At 64.0% G+C, this 25719-nt stretch carries 25 protein-coding genes; 17 read left to right on the top strand and 8 right to left on the bottom strand.

The features are described from left to right. The first annotated feature begins 251 nt into the window (after window positions 1-251). The 10 genes from bfr to hemP all read left to right on the top strand — a co-directional run bounded on the left by bfr (window position 252) and on the right by hemP (window position 7205). Complete coding sequence (bfr, locus tag AB870_RS04395) at window positions 252-731, top strand: bacterioferritin (RefSeq protein ID WP_047907092.1); 480 nt, start codon at window positions 252-254, stop codon at window positions 729-731. Between the two features lie 130 nt (window positions 732-861). Continuing rightward, on the top strand, window positions 862-1773 hold the full coding sequence (gene murI, locus AB870_RS04390; RefSeq protein ID WP_084663316.1) for a glutamate racemase: 912 nt from the start codon (window positions 862-864) through the stop codon (window positions 1771-1773). Window positions 1774-1816: 43 nt separating this feature from the next. Beyond that, window positions 1817-2077 (top strand): (2Fe-2S)-binding protein, encoded by a 261-nt coding sequence (locus AB870_RS04385; RefSeq protein WP_047907091.1) that lies wholly within the window; start codon window positions 1817-1819, stop codon window positions 2075-2077. 399 nt (window positions 2078-2476) lie between these two features. Next, a complete protein-coding gene (locus AB870_RS04380) occupies window positions 2477-3196 on the top strand; it encodes an energy transducer TonB (protein ID WP_053059556.1) in 720 nt (239 codons plus the stop codon). Window positions 3197-3227: 31 nt separating this feature from the next. Beyond that, the gene (locus AB870_RS04375) at window positions 3228-3965 is read left to right on the top strand and encodes a MotA/TolQ/ExbB proton channel family protein (protein WP_044454348.1); all 738 of its coding nucleotides are present in this window, start codon (window positions 3228-3230) and stop codon (window positions 3963-3965) included. Between the two features lie 27 nt (window positions 3966-3992). Further along, window positions 3993-4415 (top strand): ExbD/TolR family protein, encoded by a 423-nt coding sequence (locus tag AB870_RS04370; protein WP_039396348.1) that lies wholly within the window; start codon window positions 3993-3995, stop codon window positions 4413-4415. 249 nt (window positions 4416-4664) lie between these two features. Further along, window positions 4665-5561 carry a pirin family protein gene (locus AB870_RS04365; RefSeq protein ID WP_047907090.1) on the top strand — a complete coding sequence of 299 codons (897 nt, stop codon included), beginning with the start codon at window positions 4665-4667 and terminating at the stop codon, window positions 5559-5561. 196 nt (window positions 5562-5757) lie between these two features. Continuing rightward, window positions 5758-6168, top strand: coding sequence for an OsmC family protein (locus AB870_RS04360; RefSeq protein WP_047907089.1), 411 nt, complete (start codon window positions 5758-5760; stop codon window positions 6166-6168). An 82-nt stretch (window positions 6169-6250) separates the two neighbouring features. Then, on the top strand, window positions 6251-6721 hold the full coding sequence (locus tag AB870_RS04355; RefSeq protein WP_047907088.1) for an SRPBCC family protein: 471 nt from the start codon (window positions 6251-6253) through the stop codon (window positions 6719-6721). A 241-nt stretch (window positions 6722-6962) separates the two neighbouring features. Beyond that, complete coding sequence (gene hemP, locus AB870_RS04350) at window positions 6963-7205, top strand: hemin uptake protein HemP (RefSeq protein WP_047908786.1); 243 nt, start codon at window positions 6963-6965, stop codon at window positions 7203-7205. A 450-nt stretch (window positions 7206-7655) separates the two neighbouring features. On the opposite strand, the gene AB870_RS04345 is transcribed toward hemP, so the two are convergent. The 3 genes from AB870_RS04345 to AB870_RS04335 form a co-directional block, all read right to left on the bottom strand. Next, window positions 7656-8063 (bottom strand): GlcG/HbpS family heme-binding protein, encoded by a 408-nt coding sequence (locus AB870_RS04345; protein ID WP_047907087.1) that lies wholly within the window; start codon window positions 8061-8063, stop codon window positions 7656-7658. A 140-nt stretch (window positions 8064-8203) separates the two neighbouring features. Beyond that, window positions 8204-8992 carry a YdcF family protein gene (locus AB870_RS04340; RefSeq protein ID WP_047907086.1) on the bottom strand — a complete coding sequence of 263 codons (789 nt, stop codon included), beginning with the start codon at window positions 8990-8992 and terminating at the stop codon, window positions 8204-8206. A 96-nt stretch (window positions 8993-9088) separates the two neighbouring features. Continuing rightward, entirely contained in the window at window positions 9089-9586 is a 498-nt protein-coding gene (locus AB870_RS04335; protein WP_047907085.1) for a Dps family protein, read from the bottom strand. A gap of 254 nt (window positions 9587-9840) precedes the next feature. On the opposite strand from AB870_RS04335, the gene AB870_RS04330 reads away from it, so the two are divergent. Then, the gene (locus tag AB870_RS04330; RefSeq protein WP_084663314.1) at window positions 9841-10518 is read left to right on the top strand and encodes a thiamine phosphate synthase; all 678 of its coding nucleotides are present in this window, start codon (window positions 9841-9843) and stop codon (window positions 10516-10518) included. Window positions 10519-10546: 28 nt separating this feature from the next. Here AB870_RS04330 and AB870_RS04325 read toward each other — a convergent pair whose 3' ends face one another. The 3 genes from AB870_RS04325 to recG all read right to left on the bottom strand — a co-directional run bounded on the left by AB870_RS04325 (window position 10547) and on the right by recG (window position 15868). Next, window positions 10547-11995, bottom strand: coding sequence for a catalase (locus AB870_RS04325; RefSeq protein WP_047907084.1), 1449 nt, complete (start codon window positions 11993-11995; stop codon window positions 10547-10549). Between the two features lie 429 nt (window positions 11996-12424). After that, window positions 12425-13369: a LysR substrate-binding domain-containing protein gene (locus AB870_RS04320; protein WP_047907083.1), complete on the bottom strand. Its 945-nt coding sequence runs from the start codon at window positions 13367-13369 to the stop codon at window positions 12425-12427. A gap of 165 nt (window positions 13370-13534) precedes the next feature. After that, window positions 13535-15868: an ATP-dependent DNA helicase RecG gene (gene recG / locus AB870_RS04315; RefSeq protein WP_047907082.1), complete on the bottom strand. Its 2334-nt coding sequence runs from the start codon at window positions 15866-15868 to the stop codon at window positions 13535-13537. Between the two features lie 78 nt (window positions 15869-15946). Between recG and queA the strand changes: the two genes are divergently transcribed. The 5 genes from queA (at window position 15947) to secF (ending at window position 21828) form a co-directional block, all read left to right on the top strand. Next, window positions 15947-17029, top strand: coding sequence for a tRNA preQ1(34) S-adenosylmethionine ribosyltransferase-isomerase QueA (queA, locus tag AB870_RS04310; RefSeq protein ID WP_047907081.1), 1083 nt, complete (start codon window positions 15947-15949; stop codon window positions 17027-17029). 137 nt (window positions 17030-17166) lie between these two features. Beyond that, the gene (tgt, locus tag AB870_RS04305) at window positions 17167-18297 is read left to right on the top strand and encodes a tRNA guanosine(34) transglycosylase Tgt (protein WP_047907080.1); all 1131 of its coding nucleotides are present in this window, start codon (window positions 17167-17169) and stop codon (window positions 18295-18297) included. Between the two features lie 234 nt (window positions 18298-18531). Then, window positions 18532-18798, top strand: coding sequence for a preprotein translocase subunit YajC (gene yajC, locus AB870_RS04300; protein ID WP_237170112.1), 267 nt, complete (start codon window positions 18532-18534; stop codon window positions 18796-18798). Between the two features lie 135 nt (window positions 18799-18933). Continuing rightward, window positions 18934-20826: a protein translocase subunit SecD gene (gene secD, locus AB870_RS04295; protein ID WP_047907078.1), complete on the top strand. Its 1893-nt coding sequence runs from the start codon at window positions 18934-18936 to the stop codon at window positions 20824-20826. Between the two features lie 24 nt (window positions 20827-20850). Then, window positions 20851-21828, top strand: a complete 978-nt coding sequence (gene secF / locus AB870_RS04290; protein ID WP_047907077.1) for a protein translocase subunit SecF — start codon at window positions 20851-20853, stop codon at window positions 21826-21828. Between the two features lie 89 nt (window positions 21829-21917). Here secF and AB870_RS04285 read toward each other — a convergent pair whose 3' ends face one another. Next, window positions 21918-24140 (bottom strand): LTA synthase family protein, encoded by a 2223-nt coding sequence (locus AB870_RS04285; protein WP_047907076.1) that lies wholly within the window; start codon window positions 24138-24140, stop codon window positions 21918-21920. Window positions 24141-24336: 196 nt separating this feature from the next. Here AB870_RS04285 and AB870_RS04280 point away from each other — a divergent pair, with 196 nt between their 5' ends. Then, window positions 24337-25077: a cytochrome b/b6 domain-containing protein gene (locus AB870_RS04280; protein ID WP_047907075.1), complete on the top strand. Its 741-nt coding sequence runs from the start codon at window positions 24337-24339 to the stop codon at window positions 25075-25077. An 86-nt stretch (window positions 25078-25163) separates the two neighbouring features. Here the strand turns inward: AB870_RS04280 and AB870_RS04275 are convergent, their stop codons facing one another. Then, window positions 25164-25613, bottom strand: a complete 450-nt coding sequence (locus AB870_RS04275) for a c-type cytochrome (protein ID WP_047907074.1) — start codon at window positions 25611-25613, stop codon at window positions 25164-25166. Window positions 25614-25719 lie beyond the last annotated feature (106 nt).

Below are 25719 nucleotides of genomic sequence, written 5' to 3'. Positions count from 1 at the left end.
GTAGGTGCGCGTTGCCGTCGGGGCGACGGTTTTCGCACCGTTGCCCCGCCAAAGAAAGCCCGGCCTGGTCCGGGCTTTTTTTCGCCTCCCCGATGCCCCCGCCATGGCGGGAATCGCGTGAGTGCAGAGCGCGAATGGATCGCATTACCATTCGCACCTCGGTTCACGAAAAGCCTTGCAGGGCTTGGCTTTCCGAGCTTTTCAGGCTACTCTTCAACCGCTTGCAAAACTGCATAAAACAGGGATCCGAAATGAAAGGCGACAAGAAAGTCATCGACCTCCTCAACTCCCAGCTCACCAACGAGCTGACGGCGATCAACCAGTACTTTCTGCACGCCCGCATGTATAACCATTGGGGCCTGACGAAACTCGGCAAGCACGAGTACGACGAGTCGATCGGCGAGATGAAGCACGCCGACAAGCTGATCGAGCGCATCTTCATGCTCGACGGCCTGCCGAACCTGCAAGACCTGCACAAGCTGCTCATCGGTGAGAACACCGAAGAAATTCTTCAGTGCGATCTGAAGCTCGAATACCTTTCGCAGAAGACCTGTAAAGAAGGCATCGCGCACTGCGAAAGCGTGAAGGACTTCGTCTCCCGTGAGCTTTTCAACGAAATCCTGCACGACACCGAAGAGCACATCGACTGGCTGGAAACGCAGATCGAACTCATCGGCAAGGTCGGTCTCCAGAACTACCAGCAGTCGGGCATGGCGTCGTTCGAAGAATAAGCCCGACACCCGGCAAAACCCAGATAAGAAACGCGCATCGCCGCACTGCCCTGCGTGGCAACGATAGGGGAATGCAGCCTTTGCGCTAGAATTTCGGGGCCGGCCGCTTGCCGGCCCTTTTTCATTTGCCATGCCCTCCAACGCGCCGATTGGCGTTTTCGATTCCGGCCTCGGTGGCCTCTCGGTCTTGCAGGCTGTCCGCGCCCTGCTTCCGCACGAGTCGCTGCTGTACGTCGCCGACTCCCGCTACGCGCCCTACGGCGAGCGCCCCGACGCATTCATCGAACAACGCAGCCTCGCCATCGGCCGCTGGGTCCGGGAACGCGGCGCGAAGGCGTTCGTCGTCGCCTGCAATACGGCAACGGCACACGGTGTAGCAGCGCTGCGCGCCGACGATTCCTGGCCCGTGATTGGTGTCGAGCCGGGCATCAAACCGGCCGCCTCAGCCTCACGCAGCGGTGTCATCGGTGTACTCGCCACGGCGGCAACCCTGCGCAGCACGCGCTTCGCTGACCTGCTCGCCCGCCACACGGCGCAAGGACAACGGTTTCTGTGTCAGCCTGGCCATGGACTGGTCGAGCACATCGAAGCGGGCGACGTCGACTCTCCAGCCGTGATGGCATTGCTGGACAGGTACATCGCGCCGATGGTGGCGCAGGGCGCCGACACGCTCGTGCTCGGCTGCACCCATTACCCCTTCCTGATTCCCGCCATCGAGGGGCATTTCGGTACGGCGCTGACCCTCATCGATACCGGCGCGGCCATCGCCCGCCAGTTGCAACGCCGGCTCGAAGCCGGCGATCTGGCCGCACCGGCCACGCCGTCAGCGTCATCCGGACCGTCGCTTCCCGGCAACAGCGGCGGTCTCCAGTTGTTCTCCACCGCAAACGCCAGCGCGCTGCAAACGATGGCGGACCGTCTGCTCGTGAACGCACCCCGCGTAGCCACGGTCGAGATCACGGAAACATTGACACCTTTGCCGTATATCCCTGCGCGTGCCATGGGGATAGGTCGAAGGCGCTTGCAAAAGACGTCAACTTAAATAATAATTATTCTCATTAGTGTTACATTTTGACGTTTCCATCATGATCGTCTGCGTATGTAAATCCGTCTCCGACCGTCAGATCAAGGCTTGTCTCGACGCCGGCGCCACCACCATGGAAGATCTTCAGATCGACCTCGGTGTTGCGTTGTGCTGCGGCAAGTGCGGTCCGTATGTCCAGGAAATGGTGACCGGCGCCACGCCCTGCTGTGGCCGCGCATGCGGTGGCTGCTGCCAGTCCGCCGGCATTGAGACGACGACGGAAGTCGTGGTGGTGCGTCAGGAACTCGCGCTCGCGGCCTGAGCGCTTGCAGTTCGTCGGCAAAGCGCGGCCTTGCTTTGCATTTCCGGTTTCGAACGCTTTGGAATTTCGCCAGCGTGATCGCCTTGCGGATCACGGGGCAACGGAGCCAGCCAGGCGTCTAACGGCGCCATGCGCCAGCCAGCGACCTGTCACCCTGGAGGTGTCGGATGGAACTCCTGATTGGCTTTGTTTCGACGCTATGTTTATCGTTTTTCCTGTTTCGAAAGTAAGTTTGAGCACGGGGTACGACTCACTGTGTTCGTCACCGCGTTCGCCGACCGCGCCCCCTGGCGCGGTTTTCCTTTGATCGTACGTCCGGCCCGTTCCGAACCCGAGACTTCGCGCACCGCGCTTCACTCACCGTTCATGGCCGCAATTTAGCGTACCCTAGCCGTTATCATGTCGACCGCCGTGTCCCCCGCTGTGCCATCGTCCGATCTTGCGCTCACACAATTCCGCGATCCGCTGACGTCGCCGCGCGCCATCGCGATTGCCGCAGCCATCGTCATCGTTCACATTGCCGCGCTGGTCGGTCTGGCGCACCTGCGCAACGATCCCGAAAAGGCGACGATCGAGCCGACGACGTTTACCGCCACGATCATTCCGCTCACGCCGGCCCCGACGCCGCCGCAACCCGCGCCACCGAAACCACAGCCGGAGCCGCCCAAGCCGAAGGTCGCCCCGCCGCCGCCGAAGCCGCGCGAGCAGCCCAGGAACGCCATCACGCAAAAAGCGGAACCGGTTGCGCCGCCGCAGCAAACGGCGCCCGAGCCGGTGCAGCAAGCCGCGCCGACGCCGCCAGCACCGCCCGCGCCGGCACCGGCTCCGGCGCCGTCCGGCCCGATCGAAGGTCTGGCAGTGAAATGCGACGACCCGCGCGTGGTCTACCCGACGCAATCGCGTCGCGTGGGCGAAGAAGGCACCGTTACGCTGCGCCTCGTGATCGACACCCGCGGGGTGGTCTCGAGCGCCAATGTCGTCAAGTCGAGCGGCTTTTCCCGTCTCGATCAGGCTGCACGCACCGCCGCACTGGCGATGCGCTGTGCGCCGCCGATGCAAAACGGCCGCGCGGTCGAAGCCGCGGCGACCAAACCGTTTAACTTCAATCTGAACGATTAACGATCTACCTGGATCTTCCGAGGAACGAAAAATGCAAGAGTATGGTTTGAGCCATGTCTGGTCGCAGGGCGATTTCGTCACCCGCGCCATCGCGATCGTGCTGCTGGTGATGTCGGTGCTGTCCTGGACGGTCATCATCATCAAGGGCACGCAAGTCTTCCGTCTGAGCCGCCTCACGCGCACCGCCGAGCCGGACTTCTGGCACTCGGAGAATTTCTCGGCCGGCCTGCAAAAGCTCGGCGAATCGGGTCAGAACAATCCGTTCCTCGCGCTGGCCCTCGCCGGTCAGGACGCCGCCGAACACCACCGCCAGAGCCAGCCGCATCTGCACGACAAGATGGACGTGAGCGACTGGATCACGCGTGCGTTGAAGAACTCGGTGGACGATACCGTTTCGCGCCTGCAAAGCGGCCTGGCGATGCTCGCCTCGATCGGCTCGACCTCGCCGTTCGTCGGTCTGTTCGGCACGGTGTGGGGGATCTACCACGCGCTGCTGGCCATCGGTGCTTCGGGCCAGACGACCATCGACAAGGTGGCCGGCCCCGTGGGCGAGGCGCTCATCATGACGGCCTTCGGTCTGTTCGTCGCCATCCCGGCCGTGCTCGGCTTCAACGCCCTGACGCGCGCCAACAAGGGCATCGTCTCGAAGCTCAATCGCTTTGCACACAGCCTGCACGGTTACTTCCTGACCGGTGCGAGCGTGCATTCGACGCAGTTCGCCAGCAACGTCACGCCGGTGCGCAAGTCCACGTCGGCCAGCGCCAGCTAAGCCGCCGCGCAAGAGAAGGAGTTCGCTATGGCCATGGGTTCATACAGCAGCGACGACGGTGCCGATGATGCCATGATGAGTGAAATCAACATGACGCCGCTCGTCGACGTCATGCTGGTGTTGCTGATCATCTTCATCGTGACGCTGCCGGTGCTCAATCATGCGGTCAAGCTCGACTTGCCGCAGGCAAGCAGCCAGCCGGAGGACACGAAGCCCGCCAAGGTCGATCTGTCGATCCAGGCGGACGGCAGTGTCTTCTGGGACAAGCAGCAGATCGACGACGACACGCTCAAGGCGCGTCTGGCACAGGCGGCCGAAGCGCAGCCGCAGCCGGAACTGCACCTGTTCGCCGACAAGAGCGTGCGTTACGAAAGCGTCGCCAAGGTGCTCTCGGAGGCACAGACGGCAGGCGTGACCAAACTCGGCTTCGTGACCGAACCGGCCAAATAGGCCCGGCGGATCCACGAGTCGCAGAAGCTCGGGCGCGGTGCCGGTCACCGCGCTTTTTTTCGTCCACACGATCCGAAAATGCCCGCATTACGCGGGAATTTTCGCGCACTGTTCCAATCCGGTAACAATCCTTCCTGCGTTATGGGCTACTCCCGTTGGCGTCTGCCCCGATATAGTGAGCACATGACAACGGATGCCGCAATGCCGTCCATTCCCGTGGCGACGCGCATCCCTACAGGAGGTTTCCCCATGAGCACCACTTATGCCCGTCCGGTCACCCGCGTCTTCACGGCTGCACAAACGCAGGAAGGCGCCGGTTTTCACGTCAACCGTCCGTTCCCGACGCGCATGATGATGGACTTCGATCCGTTCCTGCTGCTCGATGAGATGGGCCCGATGCAAGTCGCCCCCGGCGATGCCAAGGGCGCGCCCGATCATCCGCACCGCGGCTTCGAAACCGTCACCTATCTGCTCGCCGGTGAGATGGAGCACCGCGACTCGCAAGGTCACGCCGGCAAGCTCACGCCCGGCGACGTGCAGTGGATGACCGCCGGTGCCGGGGTGATTCATTCGGAAGAACCTTCGCATGCGTTCCAGCAGCGCGGCGGCGAGATGCATGGCTTCCAGTTGTGGGTGAACCTGCCGAGCGCCGACAAGATGATGACGCCGCGTTATCAGGAACTCCCGGCATCGGGTATTCCGACGGCGACAAGCGGCGACGGCAAGGTCAGCGTGCGCGTGATCGGCGGTGAGGCGCTGGGAACGCGCGCAGCCATCGAAACGCGTACGCCGATCCTGTATCAGCACTTCACCTTGCAGCCGCAGGCCCTGCTCGATCATCCGGTACCGACCGACTTCAACGTGTTCGCTTACGTGATCGACGGCCAAGGGCACTTCGGTGCTGAGGGCGCCGCCGCCAAGGCGCATCAGATGGTCGTGTTCGGCAATGAGGGCGAAGGCGTGACCGTGCGCAACGACGGCGACACGCCGCTGTCGTTCCTGCTCATCGGCGGCAAGCCGCTGGGTGAGCCGGTGGCGCGTTACGGCCCGTTCGTGATGAACACGGAGAGTGAGATCCGTCAGGCGATTCTCGATTTCCAGGCCGGACGCATGGGGCACATTCCCGCTTCGGTGTCGCGCACCTGAGTGCGCGACGTCCGGCATTTCGTGGCAACGACTTCTGCCGCGACGGCGTGAGCCAGCGGTTCGCATCATTCCCGACGGCCCGGCGAAATTGGGTCACAATGATACTCAGAGTGAGCAGAGTACATTGTGGCCCAGTGCTTCGCCGGGTCATTTTCATTGAAGCCGATCACGACTTTCAGGACCTACAGGAGCCACTATGGCCGCAGAAGCGATTGTCACCGCCCACCTGGGCGCCGCCGGATATACCACCCATCTATCGGACGGAAAGCATGAATGGATCGCGGACGAACCCGAATTGCTCGGCGGCGGTGACTTGGGTCCCGCGCCGTCGGCGCTACTGCTGTCGAGTCTGGGGGCGTGTACGTCGATCACGCTGCATATGTATGCGCGGCGCAAAGAGTGGCCGCTCAAGGACGTGAAGGTGACGCTCGCGATGAACCCCGATGGCAAGCCCCCCGCGGGGACCACGCAGATTACGCGCAAGATCGAACTGGCCGGTGATTTGTCGGAGGAACAACGCCAGCGCCTCTTGGAAATCGCGAACGCGTGCCCAATTCACAAGGTGTTGTCGGGCACCGTCGCCATCGAGAGTTCGCTTGTCGAATAATGTCCGATGCGGTGCCGGCGCGTCATACACACGCCGTCCGCTCCGGACCGAAGCGATTCAAGAGATTTAAGGGGAAATAGTCTTGCAGTACGAACACCTGATCGAGGTCAACGACCTCCTGAACCCACTGGCCCTCGCGCTCACGCGCGATCAATTGTGGCGTGGCCTCGTGCTGCGCGCCGAGCAGCCGGAGGCTTTCGTGCTGGGGCTCGATGAGTGCGTCATGCACGAGCGCACCGAAACGACGCTCAACCGCGAGTTGCGCTTCGGGCAGACGGTGGTGCTCGACCGCGTCGTTTTCGAAGCTCAGCAGTCCGTGCGCTATGAGACGGCAGCCACCGACGCTCACGCCGGTGGCACCCTTACCATGCGTATCGAGGAACCGAATCCGACGCATTATTTCGTACGATTCACATACAGCACGACGCTGCCGGAAGATGCCGCGACTGCCGACACCCGCTATAGCGAGTTTGTGAAATCGGCTTACCGCGAAGCCGACATCGACACCGTTCGCCGGATCCGCGAGCTTGCCGAACAAGGCGAACTCGGCTGATTGCGGGCTGATTGGGCGCTGATTTGATGCTGATTCGGCGCTTCGGACCGGGCACAGGCTCAGCGCAGTGCCGCCGGCACATCGTTTGCGAACCGTTTGCCGGACGGCGATCTCCACCGTCCGGCACTCTTGATTTAGCCAAAATCTACCGTATCGAAAAACACAATAGCCAAATTCAAATTTAAATGGGAATGATTCTCATTTAAGATTCTTCTCACAGTCAGCCACACGGATGAGCGAGATGACCGCAAGCCACCCCCCTGCCCGCCAGACCACGCCTGCCACCGCACCGCGCCGGACCCTTTCGGTGTCGCGCACGCAAGTGGCAATCCCGGCGGCAGAGAAGCCGGTCAGCCCGGCCAATGGCCGCGTGCTGACGAGCGATCACCTGTTCCAGGGCACGCAGTGCTTGAACATCCTGCACAACGGGCAGACTTATCAGTTGCGCGTCACGCGTTACGGCAAGCTGATCCTGACGAAGTAAGCCGTCGAGTTCGAAGGACTTACGCAAGCAACAAGCAACGGAAGCAAAGGATTTTGGCGGCGGCAAGACCACGACCTTACCACCACCTTCACCGAGTTTTGTGGGGACCACCTCGCCTAAGAGGTGTTTGGCAGTAGCCAGCGAACGCAACGCGATCCCATGTAGTTACGGCAAGCCCCTCTCTACCTGCGTTGCGCGCCAGCCAAGCCGCTTTTTTGTCCATCCACTCAGGTTTCATTGATGTTCTCCTCGTGGCCCAGCCTGCCAAGCCTCAGGTTGAGCCATCCGGCCTGACAAGCCTTTAACCCGTTCGACAGGACGGGTTTTTCTTTTGTGCCCATGCAATCGACGCGCATAAAAAAGCATCGCTCAACGTCCGTTGGCGATGCTTTTTCACATGCGACGCGAGCTTGGCGGCAAACGCCCGGCGCGCGGCCGGTGGTTAGGTAGTTACGCGCCGGTCACAGCGGCGATGCCTGCACGGGCGATCTGCGCATCTTGTGCCGACTTCACGCCCGACACGCCGACCGCACCGATCACATTGCCGTCAACGACGATGGGCACGCCACCTTCGAGCATGGCGGTGTTCGGTGCGCTCAGGAACGCATAGCGGCCACCATTGATCATCTCTTCGAAGGCACCGCTCTCGCGACGGCCGACGGCCGAGGTCTGCGCCTTGCCCAACGACATCATGGCCGTGCTGGGGGCAGCGCCGTCCATACGATGCAGCGACAGGGCGTGCCCTCCATCGTCGACGATGGTGATGCACACGTTCCAGCCGTTCGAGGTGGCTTCCGCCACAGCGGCGGCGTTGATCTTCTGCACGTCTTCGGCACTCAGGACAGCTTTCGTCTTCATACGTCTCTCTCGATTAGGGTTGGCAACTCATGAAGCCTGCTTCGATGTGTGCCGGCTCCGGAAAAATCCGCCTGCGTTCCGCTCACGATGCCGGAGCGTCGTGACATCCCGCCGGCAGCCGGCCGCTCTATATCCCACGCTCAATGTCCCACGCTCAACGCCATCCACTCGCGCAGCGCCGCACGGGTCGCGCGCATGCCGTCGAGGGTGGGCCACCAGCCGGGAACGGCGTCCGGTTCGAGCGTGTTGGCGTGGCAGCACGGTGCGGGTATCACCGTCAGGCCGGCGCGCTCGAACTGTTCCCGAGCGCGGCGCATGTGCCAGGCGCTCGTGACCAGATAGACACGCGACACGCCGACGTTGGTCAGCATGCGCGCACTGAAAATGGCGTTTTGCGCCGTGTTCAACGATTGTCCCTCGACCCAGCGTACCGGTACGCCGAACTCCTCGGTCACCACCTGCGCCATGATCGGCGCCTCTGCCGTGCGGCCGCTCGGACTACCGCCGGAGACCAGCACCGGCAACTGCGCGTGACGCGCCAGAAACGCCCCATAGCGTACCCGGCCCAGCGTGGCGTCGCTCAGATCCACGTCCTTCTCGCGTCCGAACTCCGGTGCACCGAAGCTGGCGCCGCCACCCAGTATCACGACGGCCTGCGCGCGCGTGGAGGCCCTGCCGGGCACCCGCGGCGCAACGTCGAGGGTCTTCGGATCGACAGCGTTGCCGACTTCGAGCGGACGCGAAAGCTGTTGGCCGACCCATGGCATCGCCTGCGCCCACAGGCCCAGCACGGCAACGACTGCCAGCGTGCGACCGATGCGAGGACAGCGCCGCCAGAAGACGAACGCCAGCCCTGCGAGCACCAGCACATTGGCCGGCGGCAGAAACAGGCTGACAAGGAGGTTTCGGGTGAGCCAGTCGAAAGGCATCCGGCGAGTGTACTGGAGTGCATCGCAGAACGCACCCTTTCTCTATGATGCTTCGCATGCGATAGCGGGGGAGGACGCTCCGGCGCCCTCCCCGATTCATGCGAGCAGGCTGCGCAGCATCCAGGCATTTTTTTCATGGATCTGCATGCGCTGCGTGAGCAGGTCGGCGGTCGGTTCGTCCGAGGCGGCGTCCACGACCGGGAAGATCGCGCGTGCCGTTCGCGTCACGGCCTCCTGCGCCTCGACCAGCTGACGGATCATGTCTTCGGCCGCCGGCACGCCCTCGGCTTCGGGAATCGACGACAGCTTCGCGAATTCCTTGTAAGTGCCCGGCGCCGGGTAACCGAGCGCACGAATGCGTTCGGCGATCTGGTCCACCGCCGCGGCAAGTTCGTTGTACTGCCCTTCGAACATCAGATGCAGCGTGTTGAACATGGGACCGGTCACGTTCCAGTGGAAATTGTGGGTCTTCAGATACAGCGTGTAGGTGTCCGCCAAGAGACGGCTCAGTCCCTCCACGATACGCTTGCGATCCTTGTCGCTGATGCCGATATTCACGCTCGCGACGTGGCTTGCCTGATGTTGCTTTGCCATGATTGACTCCTTTTGTCGTGCGGTCCTGCGAGGCATCCGCAGACGCGCAGAAATGAAAATGCCGCCCGATCGATGCCCGGGCACAAAGGGCACAAAGGGCACAATGGGCACAATGGGCACAAGGGGGCGCGAGCGAATCGACCTCCGTACTTTCCTCAAGACGTTCGGCGCATCATTCCGGTTACACTTCGCACATTCCGAACGATTCCGCCAACGAGTGCGCGCACGCCAGTCGCGCCGCCTACCGCCCGCCGATGCCCATACGTCCTGCCGGAACGTCGCGCGCGAGTGCCGTCGATCACGACGCTTCGCTCCACGGCCAGCCCCTGCCACGCCAGCTTCTGGTCACCCCGGACGTCGCATCGCGCACGCAAATCGCCGCGTTCGCTTCGCAACTGGCGCAGGCGCTCGCCCGCGGCACCCGTCTGGTGCAGCTTCGCAATCGCTCGCTCGATGCGGACGGCTACCGGGCGCTGGCCGAAAGCGCGCTGGCACTCACGCACGCCGCTGGTGCGCAGCTCATCCTCAACCCCCCGCACGACGTTGCGGATCGCTGGCTGGATGTCACCGGCGGCGCCCTCGCCGCAACGGTGCCGCAAGCAGACGGCTGGCACCTGACCAGCGAACGTCTGATGGCCTGCGACACGCGTCCCGCGCATTGGCGTCTCGTGAGCGCCGCCTGTCACGACGCCGCACAACTCGCACAGGCCACGCGCCTCGGTCTCGACTTCGTGACCCTGTCGCCGGTGCTCGCCACGACAACCCATCCCGACGCCCCGCCGCTCGGCTGGCCGGCGTTCACCGCGCTCGCCGAGCAAACGTCCGTGCCGGTGTTTGCGCTCGGCGGCATGCGCGCCGAGACACTTTCCACCGCGCGCAATGCGGGCGCTTACGGCATCGGCGCGATTCGCGCCTTCTGGCCTGCGGCCTGACCTCTCGCCGCACGTCCTGCCCGACGCATTACTCCGCCAGCGCCCGGCGAGCGGCAATTACGCCCTGCGCATACGCCGGATCGATTTTCGCGAAGTGACCGATCTGACGATCGGCCACGTCGTCGGGCACCCCTTGCATCGACGCGGCGATGTTGCCGAACAGGCGCGCCTTCTGGGCATCGTCGAACAGGCGGAAGAGCGCGCGCGGCTGCGAGTAATAGTCATCGTCGTCGCGATGATCGAAACGGTCAGCCACGGCGCCTACCGCCAGTTGCGGATCGCGATACGCAGGCTGCTCCGCAAACGCGCCGTAGCGGTTCGGCTCGTAGTTCGGCGCGCTGCCGAGGTTGCCGTCCACGCGCATCGCACCGTCACGATGGAAACTGTTGTGGAACGGGCACTTCGGTGCGTTGACCGGAATCGCGCTGTGATTCACGCCAAGGCGGTAACGCTGCGTGTCGCCGTACGAGAACAGGCGTCCCTGCAACAGACGGTCCGGCGAGAAGCCAATGCCCGGCACCACATTGCCCGGATTGAACGCCGCCTGTTCCACGTCCGCGAAATAGTTCTCCGGATTGCGGTTGAGCTCCAGCACGCCCACGTCGATCAGCGGGTAGTCGCCGTGCGGCCACACCTTCGTCACGTCGAACGGATTGAAGCGATAAGTGGCGGCATCCGCCTCCGGCATCACCTGCACCTGCATGCGCCAGCGCGGAAAGTTGCCCGCCTCGATGGCCTCGAACAAATCGCGCTGATGGCTCTCGCGGTCGTGACCGACGACCTGCGCTGCCTGCGCGTTCGTCATGTTCTCGATACCCTGCATCGACTTGAAGTGGAATTTCACCCAGAAGCGCTCGTTGGCGGCGTTGATGAAACTGAACGTATGCGAGCCGAAACCGTGCTGCTGGCGAAGGTTCTTCGGAATTCCGCGATCGCTCATGAGGATCGTGATCTGGTGCAGCGATTCGGGCGAACGCGACCAGAAGTCCCACGCCGCGGTGGGGCTGCGCATGTTGGTCTTCGGATCGCGCTTTTGCGTGTGGATGAAGTCGGGAAACTTGAGCGGGTCGCGAATAAAAAACACCGGCGTATTGTTGCCAACGAGGTCCCAGTTGCCCTCATCCGTGTAGAACTTCAGGGCGAAGCCGCGCACGTCGCGCTCGGCGTCGGCAGCGCCGCGCTCTCCGGCCACCGTCGAGAAGCGCAGAAACACCGGCGTTTCCTTGCCCACGGACTCGAACACACGGGCGCGGGTGTACTTCGTGATGTCGTGGGTGATGGTGAGTTTGCCGAACGCGCCCGAGCCTTTCGCGTGCACGCGGCGCTCCGGGATCACTTCGCGGTCGAAGTGGGCGAGCTTCTCGATCAGCCAGACGTCCTGCAACAGCGCCGGCCCCCGCGGACCTGCCGTGAGCGTGTTCTGGTTGTCGGTAACCGGCGCACCGGCGGCGGTGGTGAGTTTCTTCGAGTCGGACATGTGACGCTCTCCTGTTTCCTGGTTCCTGATCGGGCAATCGTTCCCGGCTTACGCCCCCATCAGGGCGAAGTCGGCAAGTACGTGTTCCAGCGTGGTTTCGATGTCGTGCAAGTAGGCTTTGAGTCGGGGCATCGCGGGCACCTTCGAATGCGTCTGATTGCGGGGCGGTCATCGGTATCTGACGACCCTGCCTATCGGCAACGGCGGTGGCAGACACGCATGGCAATATTAATAATTTCAATTAAAACAGTCGAATTAATCGTTTTTATATATCAAATAGGCAAAAACAATACGCCGCGGCACGAGGCGGCGGCGTATGGCTTCAAGATGGCTTTGCTTGGGCCCGACTGCACTCGGAGTACGGCCAGAGGACGTCCTGACACGGGCGACCGAGGCGAGGCCGGCCCGACCGGCCGATCCCGCCCGCGATCAGTTGGAGGTGGCGGGCAGATCGAGCGGAATCACGCCCGGCAGATCGCATCGGGCGATGGCCTGCGCAACGGCTTCGATGGCGGGCAGCCGCGTGAAGCTTTTGCGCCAGGCCAGCACCACACGGCGGTCGGGCACCGGCGCCGAGAACGGCACGTAGCTCAACAGGCTGTCCGGCGCCTGCGTCTCGGGGACCGAGGTCTTCGGCAACACGGTAATGCCCACGCCGCTGGCGACCATGTGGCGAATCGTTTCGAGCGACGAGCCTTCGAAAGTCTTCTGAATGCCGTCCGCATTTTGCGAGAAGCGCATCAACTCCGGGCACACGCCGAGCACGTGATCGCGGAAGCAGTGGCCGCTGCCGAGCAGCAACATCGTTTCCTGCTTCAGATCGCCGGCGTCGATTTGCTCGCGACCGGCCCACGGGTGCGAGCGCGGGAGCGCCACGACAAACGGCTCGTCGTACAGCGGACGCACCATCAGCCCGCTCTCCGGGAACGGCAGCGCCATGATGGCCGCATCGATCTCGCCTTGCTTGAGCAACTCGATGAGCTTGAGCGTGTAGTTCTCTTGCAGCATCAGCGGCATCTGCGGCGTGGTCTCGATCATCTGTTTGACGAGCGCCGGCAGCAGATACGGCCCGATGGTGTAAATCACGCCAAGCCGCAGCGGTCCGGCGAGCGGATCGCGGCCCTGCTTGGCGATTTCCTTGATGGCGATGGTCTGTTCGAGCACTCGCTGCGCCTGAGCGACGATCTGCTCGCCGAGGGGCGTCACGCTGACTTCGGCGGCGCCGCGCTCGAAAATTTGTACGTTCAGCTCGTCTTCAAGCTTCTTGATGGCCACCGATAGCGTCGGCTGGCTGACGAAACAGGCTTCCGCCGCGCGACCGAAATGGCGCTCCCGCGCCACCGCCACGATGTACTTGAGTTCCGTGAGGGTCATGTCGTCCTAACCTGTGTAAATTAATCGAATCACTGCAATCGATAGATTTTGTTTTTTATAGCACAATCGGACGGCAATTGCCCGTTTTCGGACGACGTCCTTGCCGTCATCTTCCCGCCCCGCCGCGGCGAGCGCGGCGAGGATCATGCATGGGTCAAGCCCACCTCAGGCTTTCAGATAGTCTTCCCGCGCCCCGAGCCATCGCTCCAGATGCGCGGCTACCGCGCCCGGGTGCGACTTGAGCAACGCCTGGGCAGCGTCTTGCGCGCCCGGGATCAGCCAGGCGTCTTCGTTCAGATCAACGAATCGCAGCATGGCCGCGCCCGACTGGCGCGCCCCCAGAAACTCGCCTGGGCCACGGATCTCGAGATCGCGGCGCGCGATGACAAAGCCGTCGGTGGTCTCGCGCATCGTCTGCAAGCGGGCCTTCGCACCGATCGACAACGGCGAGGCGTACATCAGCAGGCAGACGGACTCGGCCGAGCCACGCCCCACACGTCCGCGCAATTGGTGCAACTGCGCGAGACCGAAGCGCTCGGCGTGTTCGATCACCATCAGCGATGCGTTGGGGACGTCCACGCCGACTTCGATCACCGTCGTCGCGACGAGAAGATGCGTGTCGCCGCGCGTGAAGTCCTCCATCACCGCAGCTTTCTCGGCCGGCGACAAACGCCCGTGCACGAGACCGACACGCAGCTCCGGCAACGCCGCAACCAATTGCGCGTGCGTATCGACGGCGGTCTGCAATTGCAGCGCTTCGCTCTCCTCGATCAGCGGGCACACCCAGTACACCTGCCGCCCGGCGAGCGCCGCTGCGCGCACGCGGTCGATCACTTCCGGACGCCGCGTGTCGCTGATCAGCTTCGTCACGACCGGACTGCGCCCCGGGGGCAGTTCGTCGATGACGGAGACGTCGAGATCGGCGTAGTACGTCATCGCGAGCGTGCGCGGAATCGGCGTGGCGCTCATCATCAACTGATGCGGCATCGCCTCCGGCCCCATGCCCGCCGTCTGCATCTTGCTGCGCAGCGCGAGACGCTGCGCCACGCCGAAGCGATGCTGCTCGTCCACGACCGCCATGCCCAGACGGGCGAACGTGACCGTGTCCTGAATGATGGCGTGCGTGCCGATGATCAGTTGCGCTTCGCCGCTGGCCACGCGCGCAAGCGCTTCGCGCTTTTCCTTCACCTTCATGCTGCCCGCGAGCCACGCCACTTGCACGCCCAGCGGCGTGAGCCACGCCGAGAGCTTGCGCAGATGCTGCTCCGCGAGAATTTCCGTCGGCGCCATGATCGCCGCCTGAAAACCGGCGTCGATGGCCTGTGCCGCCGCAAGCGCCGCGATGATCGTCTTGCCGCTGCCGACGTCACCCTGCAACAACCGCTGCATCGGATGCGCCTCGGCCAGATCGGCCCGGATCTCGGTCCACACGCGTTGCTGGGCGCCCGTCAGACGGAACGGCAGCGCAGCTTCGAAGCGTTCGAGCAGGCCACCCGGCACATGTTCGCCAAGCGCAGGCGCGCGCAGGCGCCGACGTGCTGCCTGCGCCCGTTTGAGCGAGAGCTGCTGCGCGAGCAACTCCTCGCACTTGATGCGTAACCACGCCGGATGCGAGCGCTCCATGAGCGCCGTCTCGGAGACGTTGGGCGGCGGCGCGTGGAGCAGCCGGACCGCGTCCGCGAGCGCGGGCAGCGGATGGTCCGGCCCGATCGCGTCTTGCAGCAATCCGGGGGGCAGTAATTCGGGCAACGGCGTGCGATCCATCGCGTTGTGGATGGCTTTGCGCAGGTAGGCCTGCGACAGACCGGCCACGCTCGGGTACACCGGCGTGAGCGATTCGGGCAGCGGCGCGGCGGCGTCCTGCACCACGCGATATGCAGGATGCACCATCTCCAGTCCGAAGAAGCCGCCACGGACTTCGCCGCGCACGCGCACCCGGGTACCGATGGCGAGCTGCTTTTGCTGACTGCCGTAAAATTTCAGAAAACGCAGTACCAATTCGTGACCGTCGTCGGCAATGCGTACCACCCATTGGCGTCGCGGACGATAGGCGACTTCGCTCGACGTCACCACGCCTTCGACCTGCGCGAGTTCGCTCGGCAGCACTTCGCCGATCTTGCGCAACGTGGTCTCGTCCTCGTAGCGCATCGGCAGATGCAGGATCAGATCGATGTCGCGCTTGAGGCCGAGCTTCGCGAGCTTGTCGGCGCTGCCCGCGGCTTTTTTTGCGGCAGGCCTGCCGTCCTTGCCTTTGCCGGCGGCTTTGGAGGCCTTGGAGGCTTTGGAGGTCTGCGCTGCGGCAACGTCCGCACCGGCTTGCGTGGCTGGCGCGGTGACTGCCGTGGCTGCGCTTTGGGCACTGTCCTTTGCACCGCGTCCGGCCGTTTTCCCCGCGGGACGGGCGGGGGCGCCCGCCCGCGGGCTCGCGGCGTCGGCAAAGTCCACGAGGTCGGCGGAGGCGTCGTCAGGCACGGAGGCTGGCATTCTGCGTTCGGTCATGCAGTCGCGGTGTCGGGAGCTTGGGAGGCTTTCGTGCGGACCAAGTAAAATGGCGGTTGCTACGCATTGTAAACGCTGATGTATACCCTTTCCGATTTCGATTTCGACCTGCCGCCCGAACTGATCGCGCAGACCGCGCTCGCGGAGCGCACCGCCAGCCGCCTGCTGGAGGTCGACGGCAGCGTCACGCCGCCCCATCTGTACGACCGGCACTTCGCCGACCTGCCCGGCCTGCTCGCCCCTGGCGATCTGCTCGTGTTCAACGACACGCGCGTCATCAAGGCGCGTCTGTTCGGCCAGAAGGCAAGCTGCGGCAAGATCGAAGTGCTGGTCGAGCGCGTCGTCGGCACGCGCACCGTCCTCGCCCAGATCCGCGCCAGCAAGAGCCCCGCGCCGGGCACCGTGCTGCGTCTGGCCGATGCCTTCGAGGTCACGGTCGGCGAACGCGTGGAGCCGTTCTACACGCTGCATTTCCCCGCCGACTGTTACACGCTGCTCGAAACGTACGGACGTCTGCCGCTGCCGCCATACATCGAGCACGATGCCGACGCCGCCGACGAAACCCGTTACCAGACCGTCTACGCCCGCAACCCGGGCGCCGTGGCCGCGCCGACCGCCGGCCTGCACTTCGACGACGGCCTGTTCGCTCGTCTCGATGCACTGGGCGTCGAGCGCGCCGCGCTGACGTTGCACGTCGGTGCGGGCACGTTCCAGCCGGTGCGGGTGGATAACATCGGCGAGCACAAGATGCACTCGGAGTGGTACGAAATCACGCCGGCACTGGTCGACGCCATCGCAGCCACCCGTGCCCGAGGCGGCCGCGTGATCGCCGTGGGCACGACGTCCATGCGCGCCCTGGAGTCGGGCGCTCAGGCCGCGCTGGCCAACGGCGGCGCCCCGGGCGCACTGCGCGCGGGCAGCGCCGAGACGGACATCTTCATCACGCCGGGCTACCGCTTCCAGATTGTGGATCGTCTGATTACCAACTTCCACTTGCCCAAATCGACGTTGCTCATGCTCGTGTCGGCGTTCTCGGGCATGGAGACGATCCGCGCGGCCTACCGCCACGCCATCGAACAGCGGTACCGCTTCTTCAGCTATGGCGACGCGATGATCCTCTCACGCGTCGAAATCCGGCACCCGCCGAAAGCCGCCGCCTGAATCCGCCTGGCCGCGCGAACCGCGGCCGTGCGACCCAGTACAATACCGCCTTGGCCGCGCATGGGGCGCTGGCCGCTTTTTTGACGTCCCGCGCGGGCGCCGGCTTGTTTTGCCGGTGGTGCCGGGGCGCACGACACATGCTCAAGTTCGAACTCATCACCACCGACGGGCAAGCCCGCCGGGGACGCGTCACGCTCAACCATGGCGTGGTCGAGACGCCCATCTTCATGCCGGTCGGCACTTACGGCTCGGTCAAGGCGATGTCGCCGGCCGAACTGGTCGAGAACAACGCCCAGATCATCCTCGGCAACACCTTCCACCTGTGGCTGCGCCCCGGGCTGGAGACGATCGCCGCGCATGGCGGCCTGCACCGCTTCATGGGTTGGGACCGCCCGATTCTCACGGATTCCGGCGGTTTTCAGGTGTTCAGTCTGGGCGATCTGCGCAAGATCAGCGAAGACGGTGTGAAATTCGCGTCTCCGGTCAACGGCGACCGTCTCTTTCTCTCGCCCGAAATCTCGATGCAGATCCAGCGCGTGCTCAATTCGGACATCGTCATGCAATTCGACGAGTGCACGCCGTACGAGATCGACGGCCGTCCGGCCACGGAAGTGGAAGCCGGGCAGTCCATGCGCATGTCGCTGCGCTGGGCCCGGCGCTCCATCGACGAATTCAACCGCCTTGAGAACCCGAACGCGCTGTTCGGCATCGTTCAGGGCGGCATGTACGAACATCTGCGCGACGAGTCGCTCGCCGGCCTGTCCGAGCTCGATTTCCACGGCTACGCCATCGGCGGGCTGTCGGTCGGAGAGCCGAAGGAAGACATGATGCGCGTGCTGGAACACGTGGCGCCGCGTCTGCCGGCGAACAAGCCGCACTATCTGATGGGCGTGGGCACGCCGGAAGACCTGGTGGCCGGGGTGGCCGCAGGCGTCGACATGTTCGACTGCGTGATGCCGACCCGCAACGCGCGTAACGGCTGGCTCTTCACGCGCTTCGGCGATCTGAAGGTGCGCAACGCGTCGCACAAGGCGGATACCCGTCCCGTGGACGAAACTTGCGGATGTTACACCTGTCGAAACTTCTCGCGCGCCTATCTGCACCACTTGCAGCGAGCCGGGGAGATTCTGGGTGCGCGGCTCAACACCATCCACAACCTGCATTACTATCTCACGCTGATGCAGGAAATCCGGGATGCCATCGAAGCGCACCGGTTCGACGCGTTCGTCGCCGGGTTCAAGGCCGATCGCGCGCGCGGCGTGCACTGAGATGGCCGAGGCCCGACGCGCTTGCATCGGGCACCGAATCCCCCGGGGAACGGGGTCGGGCAGTGGTAAAATGCCGGGCTTGGATGCTGCATCCTCGCACCGAAACACACGCCGCGCGTGTCCGTCAGACCGGCACACGCGGCTTTTACACGTCTTACATAAGGAGAACCGAACGTGCTGATTTCCGAAGCCTTCGCTCAGACGGCAGGCGCCGCCAGCCCGACCAGCAACCTGATGAGCTTCCTGCCGCTCGTGCTGATGTTCGTGGTGCTGTACTTCATCATGATCCGTCCGCAAATGAAGCGTCAGAAAGAGACGCGCAATATGCTGGCCGCACTGACCAAGGGCGACGAGGTCGTGACCTCGGGCGGTCTGGCCGGTCGTATTTCGAAGGTCGGCGAGACTTTCGTGACCATTGAGATCGCCGAGAACGTCGAAATCAACGTGCAGAAGGGCGCAATCACCACGCTGCTGCCGAAGGGCACCATCAAGGCGCTCTGATCCTTCGCACAACCGCTTGCGGCCGCCCTTACCGGCGGCCGCAGTGCATGGCGGCGCCGGTCCACACGGCCGCGACCGCCCTGCAAGACGGTCTGAAGTCCGGTCTGCCACGAGGCATCACCCTAGCCCGCCGCTATGAATCGCTATCCTCTCTGGAAATACATCGTCATTCTGGTGGCTCTCGCCATCGGGGTGCTCTACACGCTGCCGAACCTGTTCGGTGAAACGCCGGCGGTACAGATTTCCAGCGTCAAGGCGACCGTCAAGGTCGATCCCTCGACGCTTTCGCGCGCAGAAGACGCGCTCAAGGCACAGAACATCGCCTACAACGGCGCCGTGTTCGACGGCACGGGCAACAACCCGAGCGTGCGTATTCGCTTTGCCGATACCGACACACAACTGCGCGCCAAGGACCTTCTCCAGTCGTCGCTCAATACCGACGCGACCGACCCGACCTATGTCGTGGCACTCAACCTGCTGTCCGCCTCGCCGGGCTGGCTCACCTCGATCCACGCGCTGCCGATGTACCTCGGTCTCGACCTGCGTGGCGGTGTGCACTTCCTGCTGCAAGTCGACATGGCCGGCGCGATCACGAAGCGTCTGGATGCGGCCGCCGCCGATGCCCGCACGTTGCTGCGGGACAAGAACATCCGCCACAACGGCGTGACGCGCACGGACAACGGCATCGAAGCGGCGTTCGGCTCGCAGGAAGACGCCGAGCGCGCTCGCGGTGCGCTGACCGACGGCCTGCCCGACCTCGCCTACACCACGCAAGCCGCTGCGAACGGCACGTTCAAGGTCGTGGGCGCGTTCACGGAAGCGGCTCGCCGCGCAGTGCAGGACAACGCCGTCAAGCAAAACATCGTCACGCTGCATAACCGGGTGAACGAACTCGGCGTGGCCGAACCGGTGATCCAGCAGGAAGGGCCGGACCGTATCGTGGTGCAACTGCCCGGCGTGCAGGACACGGCCAAGGCCAAGGACATCATCGGTCGTACGGCAACGCTCGAAGCGCGTCTGGCCGACCCGGACGCCCCGCGCATCGTCTCGGCCGACACGCCGGTGCCGCCGCAGGACGAACTGTTCCTGCACGGCAACGGTGCGCCGGTACTGCTCAAGCGTCAGGTGATCTTCAGCGGCGATCGCATCACCAGCGCTTCCGCGGGCTTCGACGATCACCAGCAACCGTCGGTCAACATCAAGCTCGACGCTGCGGGCGGCCGTGTGCTGCGCGACGTCTCGCGAGACAACATCGGCAAGCCGATGGCCATCGTGCTGTTCGAAAAGGGCAAGGGCGAAGTGCTGACGGTGGCGAATATCCGCAGCGAACTGGGCCAGAGTTTCCAGATCACCGGCATGGGCTCGGCGCAGAACGCCAACGATCTCGCGCTGCTGCTGCGCGCCGGTTCGCTCGCCGCGCCGATGGAAATCATCGAAGAACGCACGATCGGCCCGAGCCTTGGCGCCGACAACGTGCAAAAGGGGGTGGATTCGGTGCTGTACGGCCTGATCGCCATCGCCGTGTTCATGATGATGTACTACATGCTGTTCGGCGTGTTCTCGGTCATCGCCCTGCTGTTCAACCTGCTGCTGCTCGTGGCCGTGCTCTCGATGATGCAGGCCACGCTGACGTTGCCGGGTATCGCCGCTATCGCGCTCACGCTCGGTATGGCCATCGACGCGAACGTGCTGATCAACGAACGTATCCGTGAAGAATTGCGCGCCGGCGCATCGGCCCAGAAAGCGATTTCGCTGGGCTTCGAACATGCATGGGCGACGATTCTGGACTCGAACGTGACCACGCTCATCGCCGGTCTGGCGCTGCTGGCGTTCGGCTCGGGTCCGGTGCGGGCGTTCGCCGTGGTTCACTGCCTGGGTATCCTGACCTCGATGTTCTCCGCCGTGTTCTTCTCGCGCGGTCTGGTCAACCTGTGGTACGGCGGCCGTCGCAAGCTCAAGTCGCTGGCGATCGGTCAGGTCTGGCGCCCCGACGGTGCGACGGGCGCACCCGACGCGGGCGAGCAATAACCGCAGGCGCGAGAGGAAACAGTCATGGAATTTTTCCGCATCAAGAAAGACGTGCCGTTCATGCGGCACGCCCTGATCTTCAACGTTATCTCGGCGCTGACCTTCGTGGCGGCGGTCTTCTTCCTGCTCACGCGGGGGCTGCACCTGTCGATCGAGTTCACCGGCGGTACGGTCATGGAAGTGGCCTACACGCAGGCAGCCGATCTCGAGAAGATCCGTGGTGAAGTCGGCAAGCTGGGCTATCGCGACGTGCAGGTGCAAAGCTTCGGCACCTCGCGCGACGTGATGATCCGGCTGCCGATCCAGAACGGTCCGGACGGCAAGCAGGTCACCAGCGCGCAGCAAAGCGACGCCGTGATGACCGCGCTCAAGGCCGACACGCCCGACGTATCCCTGCGTCGCGTGGAATTCGTTGGTCCGCAGATCGGCCACGAACTGTTCACCGACGGTCTGCTGGCGCTGACCTTCGTGGTCGTGGGCATCATCATCTATCTGTCGTTCCGCTTCGAATGGAAATTCGCGGTGGCCGGCGTAATCGCCAACCTGCACGACGTGGTGATCATTCTGGGCTTTTTCGCCTACTTCCAGTGGGAGTTCTCGCTGGCGGTGCTCGCGGGGGTGCTTGCGGTGCTGGGCTACTCGGTGAACGAATCGGTCGTTATCTTCGACCGGATTCGTGAGACGTTCCGCAAAATGCGCAAGGCGACGGTGCAGGAAGTCATCGATCACGCGATTACGACGACCATGTCGCGTACCATCATCACCCACGCCAGTACGGAAATGATGGTGCTGTCGATGTTCTTCTTCGGCGGCCAGACGCTGCACTACTTCGCACTCGCACTGACTGTGGGGATTCTGTTCGGCATCTACTCGTCGGTGTTCGTGGCCGCAGCACTCGCCATGTGGCTCGGCGTGAAGCGCGAGGACCTCATCAAGCACAGCAACAAGGATGGCGAGGAAGGTGTCGATCGCAACGACCCCAACTTCGGCGCGCGCGTCTGATCGACTCGCTGCGAAACATCGAAGAAGCATTGAAAAACCGCCGGCATGTCCGGCGGTTTTTTTGCCCATCCGTCCGACGTTGGCCAACGTTATTGAACCGGTGCCGCGGCCCGTGTCACGTCCGGTGTCACGTCCTGAGCGACGCCGGGCGTCTGGGCCGGTGTCGATGCCGGCGCCGGGTTCGGCGTCTGTCTCACGCGCCGCTGCATTTCGCCAAACCAGTTCGTCAGCGCGAGCGATGCATTCGCATCGGCGACCTGCTGCGCCAGCCGTTCGGCATCGCCCGCCCCGGCGTGCGCATAAGTCACACCGCTGCGCAGATCCTGCGCGCCCGCCGTCGAAAAGAGGTAGCGCTGCTGCGCCACGGCGTAGCGCCGCCCGGACGGGACTTCGCCGAACAACGGCTCGCCGAATCCGACGTAGGGCGTATCCGATAGCGCGAGGTGGTACAGCGTCGGAAATATGTCGCGATGACCGACGAAGTCGTCGAGTCGCGGCCGACCTGCGGGCACATAGGCAGCCGGCACCCGCAGATAGATCGGCACGTGATACTGCTCGAAAGGCGACAAGGACGCGTTCTCCCCGTCGCGCCACTGCGGCGCGCGATGATCGCCGGTCGCCGCCAGAATCGTGCGCGAACTCATCGGCGAATATTTGAGACGGTCGATGAAGTCGCCCAGCGCGTCCATCGCATAGCGATACGCCCGCACACCACGCTGGCGCGTTTCGCGCTCGGCATCGTCCACGGGCGATGCACGCCATCCCTTCGTGAGATCGAACGGGCCGGTGGCGGCGTCGTCGGGGACGTTGTAGGGCCAACGATTGCCCGCCGTCAGCACGAAAACGAACAGCGGCTGCCCTTTCGCGTCGGCGTCTTCGAGCATGTCGTGCACGTAGCGCCAAAGATAGCCGTCGTAGACGCCGTAGCCGCGCGCGTCGGCCTGCGCATAGCGTGCGACGATCTCCGCTTGCGTCACGACGCCGTCAAATCCCTGTCGACGCGCGATGCGGCCGACGTCGCGCCATGTGCGCGCACCGCCGTACACGAACACGGTTCGATAGCCACGTCGCCGAAACGGCCGTGCGGCAGCGCCGATGAACGTTGTGCTCGCGGCAATGTCCGGCCGCAGCGAGCCGGGATTGCCGCTGTTGAGCAGCAAATGTTCGAGGGTGGAGAATGTATCCGGGCGCGACGCGACAGCGTGCCGATACCACCATCCCGCGTCGAGATGCCTGCGCATGGCACCCGCTATGGGAAAAGCGTCGGCGTCGAGCGACAGGCCATAACCGCCCCATCCCTGCATCAGGCCGAATACGACGTGTGGCGGATGCGCGGCGAGCAAATCGTTGACGGGCGTGCGATGCCATGGCGCGCGCAGCAGGACGGCCGTGGCATCGTCGCCCGGCGGCTCGCCTTGGTCGGACGCCAGCTCACCGTCGTTCTTCAGCGCCTTGACGAGTGCAGCGGCATCGGCAAAACCCCGGGATCGCAATGCATCGGCAGCGGCCTGTTCGGGCGAGTCCCCGTCCCCGTCGACGCGGGTTGCCCGGTACGCCTTGAGCGCGAGGATCAGCCGCACGGGCGTGTTGACGAGCAGGTCGTCCAGCGTTGCCTCGCGCGCCACGCTGATTCCCTCCTCCTCCATGAGACGGGCGGCTGGCCGTCCCCACCCGACGACCAGCAGTGTCGAGATCACCAACCCCTGTACGACCGCGTCCTGCCAGGTCGCCTCGCGCGCGGATACCAGCGCGAAGCGGAGTGTGCACCACGCCTGCGCCGCGCCCAGACAGACGGCACATACCGCGGCCAGACCGGCGCACGGCAGATGCGTCGCCCCGTGCATCGCGAACGCGGCATCTTCACTGCGTGCGCCGAATCCGTCGAGCGCCCCGAAGAGGCTCGGGCCGAACGGCGCACCGAAGTCGCGCAGATGGCAATGCTCCGCCAAGGCCAGCCCGTTCGCCACGATGAACCACGCGATCACGCCAGCCGCGAAGGCGGTATGTGCCATTGGTTTGGCCGCGCCCCGCGCACGCCATATCGCAAGCGGCAGCAGCCACGCGAGCATCCCCCAACTGACGAGCAACGCGTCGTAACGCAGGCCGTACCAGAGCCAGGACAGCCATTCATGCGCATTGGTGTGCGTCCATGCTGCGGGCGCGAGTGTCGCCACGCCCAGCAGACGAATCAGCAGATTGCCGGCCCATGTCGCGAGCATGACGATGGCGCTCAGACGCAGCAGGCAAGGAAGCCGGTACGATGTCTTGAGCGCGTGTACCGGGATCGGGCGGTCGGCGGGCAGAGGATTCATGAGCGAGCGGCCACGTGCGCGGGCGCATGCGGGACAGGCGTCGAGGATGTCCGCCAGCCTGCCAGCGAACGCGTGCCACGAGCGGTGGGCAACCACCCAACCTGCACAACCCGCTCGTCCGAACGTGCGCACGCCATGGGCTTGCGGTAATCTCGCGGCATTCGCCCCTTTACGACATTTACGATATTTCACGCCAATGAAGCCGATCCGCATCTGGGACTTGCCCACTCGTTTGTTCCACTGGTCGTTTGTCGTGCTCGCCGTCGCGGCGTATGTGACGGCCAAGACCGGCGGCAACGCGATGATCTACCACTTCTGGTGCGGCTACGCCGTACTCGCATTGCTGATCTTTCGTGTGGTCTGGGGCATTACCGGTCCGCGCTATGCGCGTTTCTCGGCATTCGTTACAGGTCCGCGCACCGTCTGGCGCTCACTGCGCGGTGCCGGTGATGCCGGCACGGGGCATGAGGGGCGCACCAGCCACGACAGCGCCAGCGCCGCCGAGCCCGCGGTCCGCTTTGCCGGGCACACCCCGCTGGGCGGCCTATCGGTCATCGCCATGCTGGTCTTCTTTGGCATTCAGGTCGGACTGGGCCTGTTCTCGAACGACGACATCTTCAACGACGGGCCGCTCGTGAAGTTCATCGACAAGGATACGAGCGACATGCTTACCGGCTGGCATCTGCGCAATCAGTGGGTGCTCGTCGCGCTCGTCGCGTTACACGTGCTCGCCATCGTGTATTACCGGGTCGTGCGCAAGACCGATCTCATCAAACCGATGATCCTGGGCGACAAGCACTTGTCCGTGCCGGCGCGTCCGGCACGTGACGACTGGCGCGTGCGCATCGGTGCCCTGGTGCTGATCGTACTGGCCTCGGCGCTGGTGTACCGGTTGGTGAATCTGGCGCCCGCGGTCGCGGCACTGCCCGCGTATTGACGGCGGCGTCGCCCAGAAAAAAAGCCGGTCGCAGGCAGACGACCGGCTTCTTTTGGAACGTCGACGCGCCCGGAGGCCGCCGCCGCTTACTTGGCGCGGAAGTTATCGTGGCAGCTCTTGCAGGTCTGCGCAGCTTCGCCGAAAGCGGTATTGATCGACGCGAGGTCGCCGCCCTTGGCCACGGTGTTGAGCTTGGCGACGGCCGTTTCCATCTTCTCCGCGGCGTCCTTGAACTTCGCCTTGTCAGAGAAGACTTCCGGCTTGGCCTTGCTCTTGCCGTTCGTCTGACCGCCTTCGAAGGCAGGCCACGGCAGCTTCGAGAGCGTGGCGACGAGTTCGGCGTTCTTCGCAACGTCATCCTTGTTGAACGGTGCGTCGCCCTTCACGACCGCCCCGATCCGGCCGAAGTGATTGCCCAGCAGGAAGAGGGCCGACTGACGGTATTCCACGGCGTCATCGGCCTTGGCGAACTGCGCGTGAGCAAGGGCCGGAACGACGGCTGCGGCAAGCGCGGCAACTGCGAGAGTGAACTTCATCTGTGGGATTCTCCTTATGGTTTGTGCCGCTATGATACACACCAACTTGCGTATTGATATGACGATGGATATGACACTACTGGTATGACACGGTTGTCATAAGGAC

The organism is Pandoraea faecigallinarum (assembly GCF_001029105.3).
Lineage (GTDB): Bacteria > Pseudomonadota > Gammaproteobacteria > Burkholderiales > Burkholderiaceae > Pandoraea > Pandoraea faecigallinarum.
The sequence above is the reverse complement of the archived record's forward strand: the minus strand, read 5'-3'. Positions and strand labels throughout refer to the sequence as shown.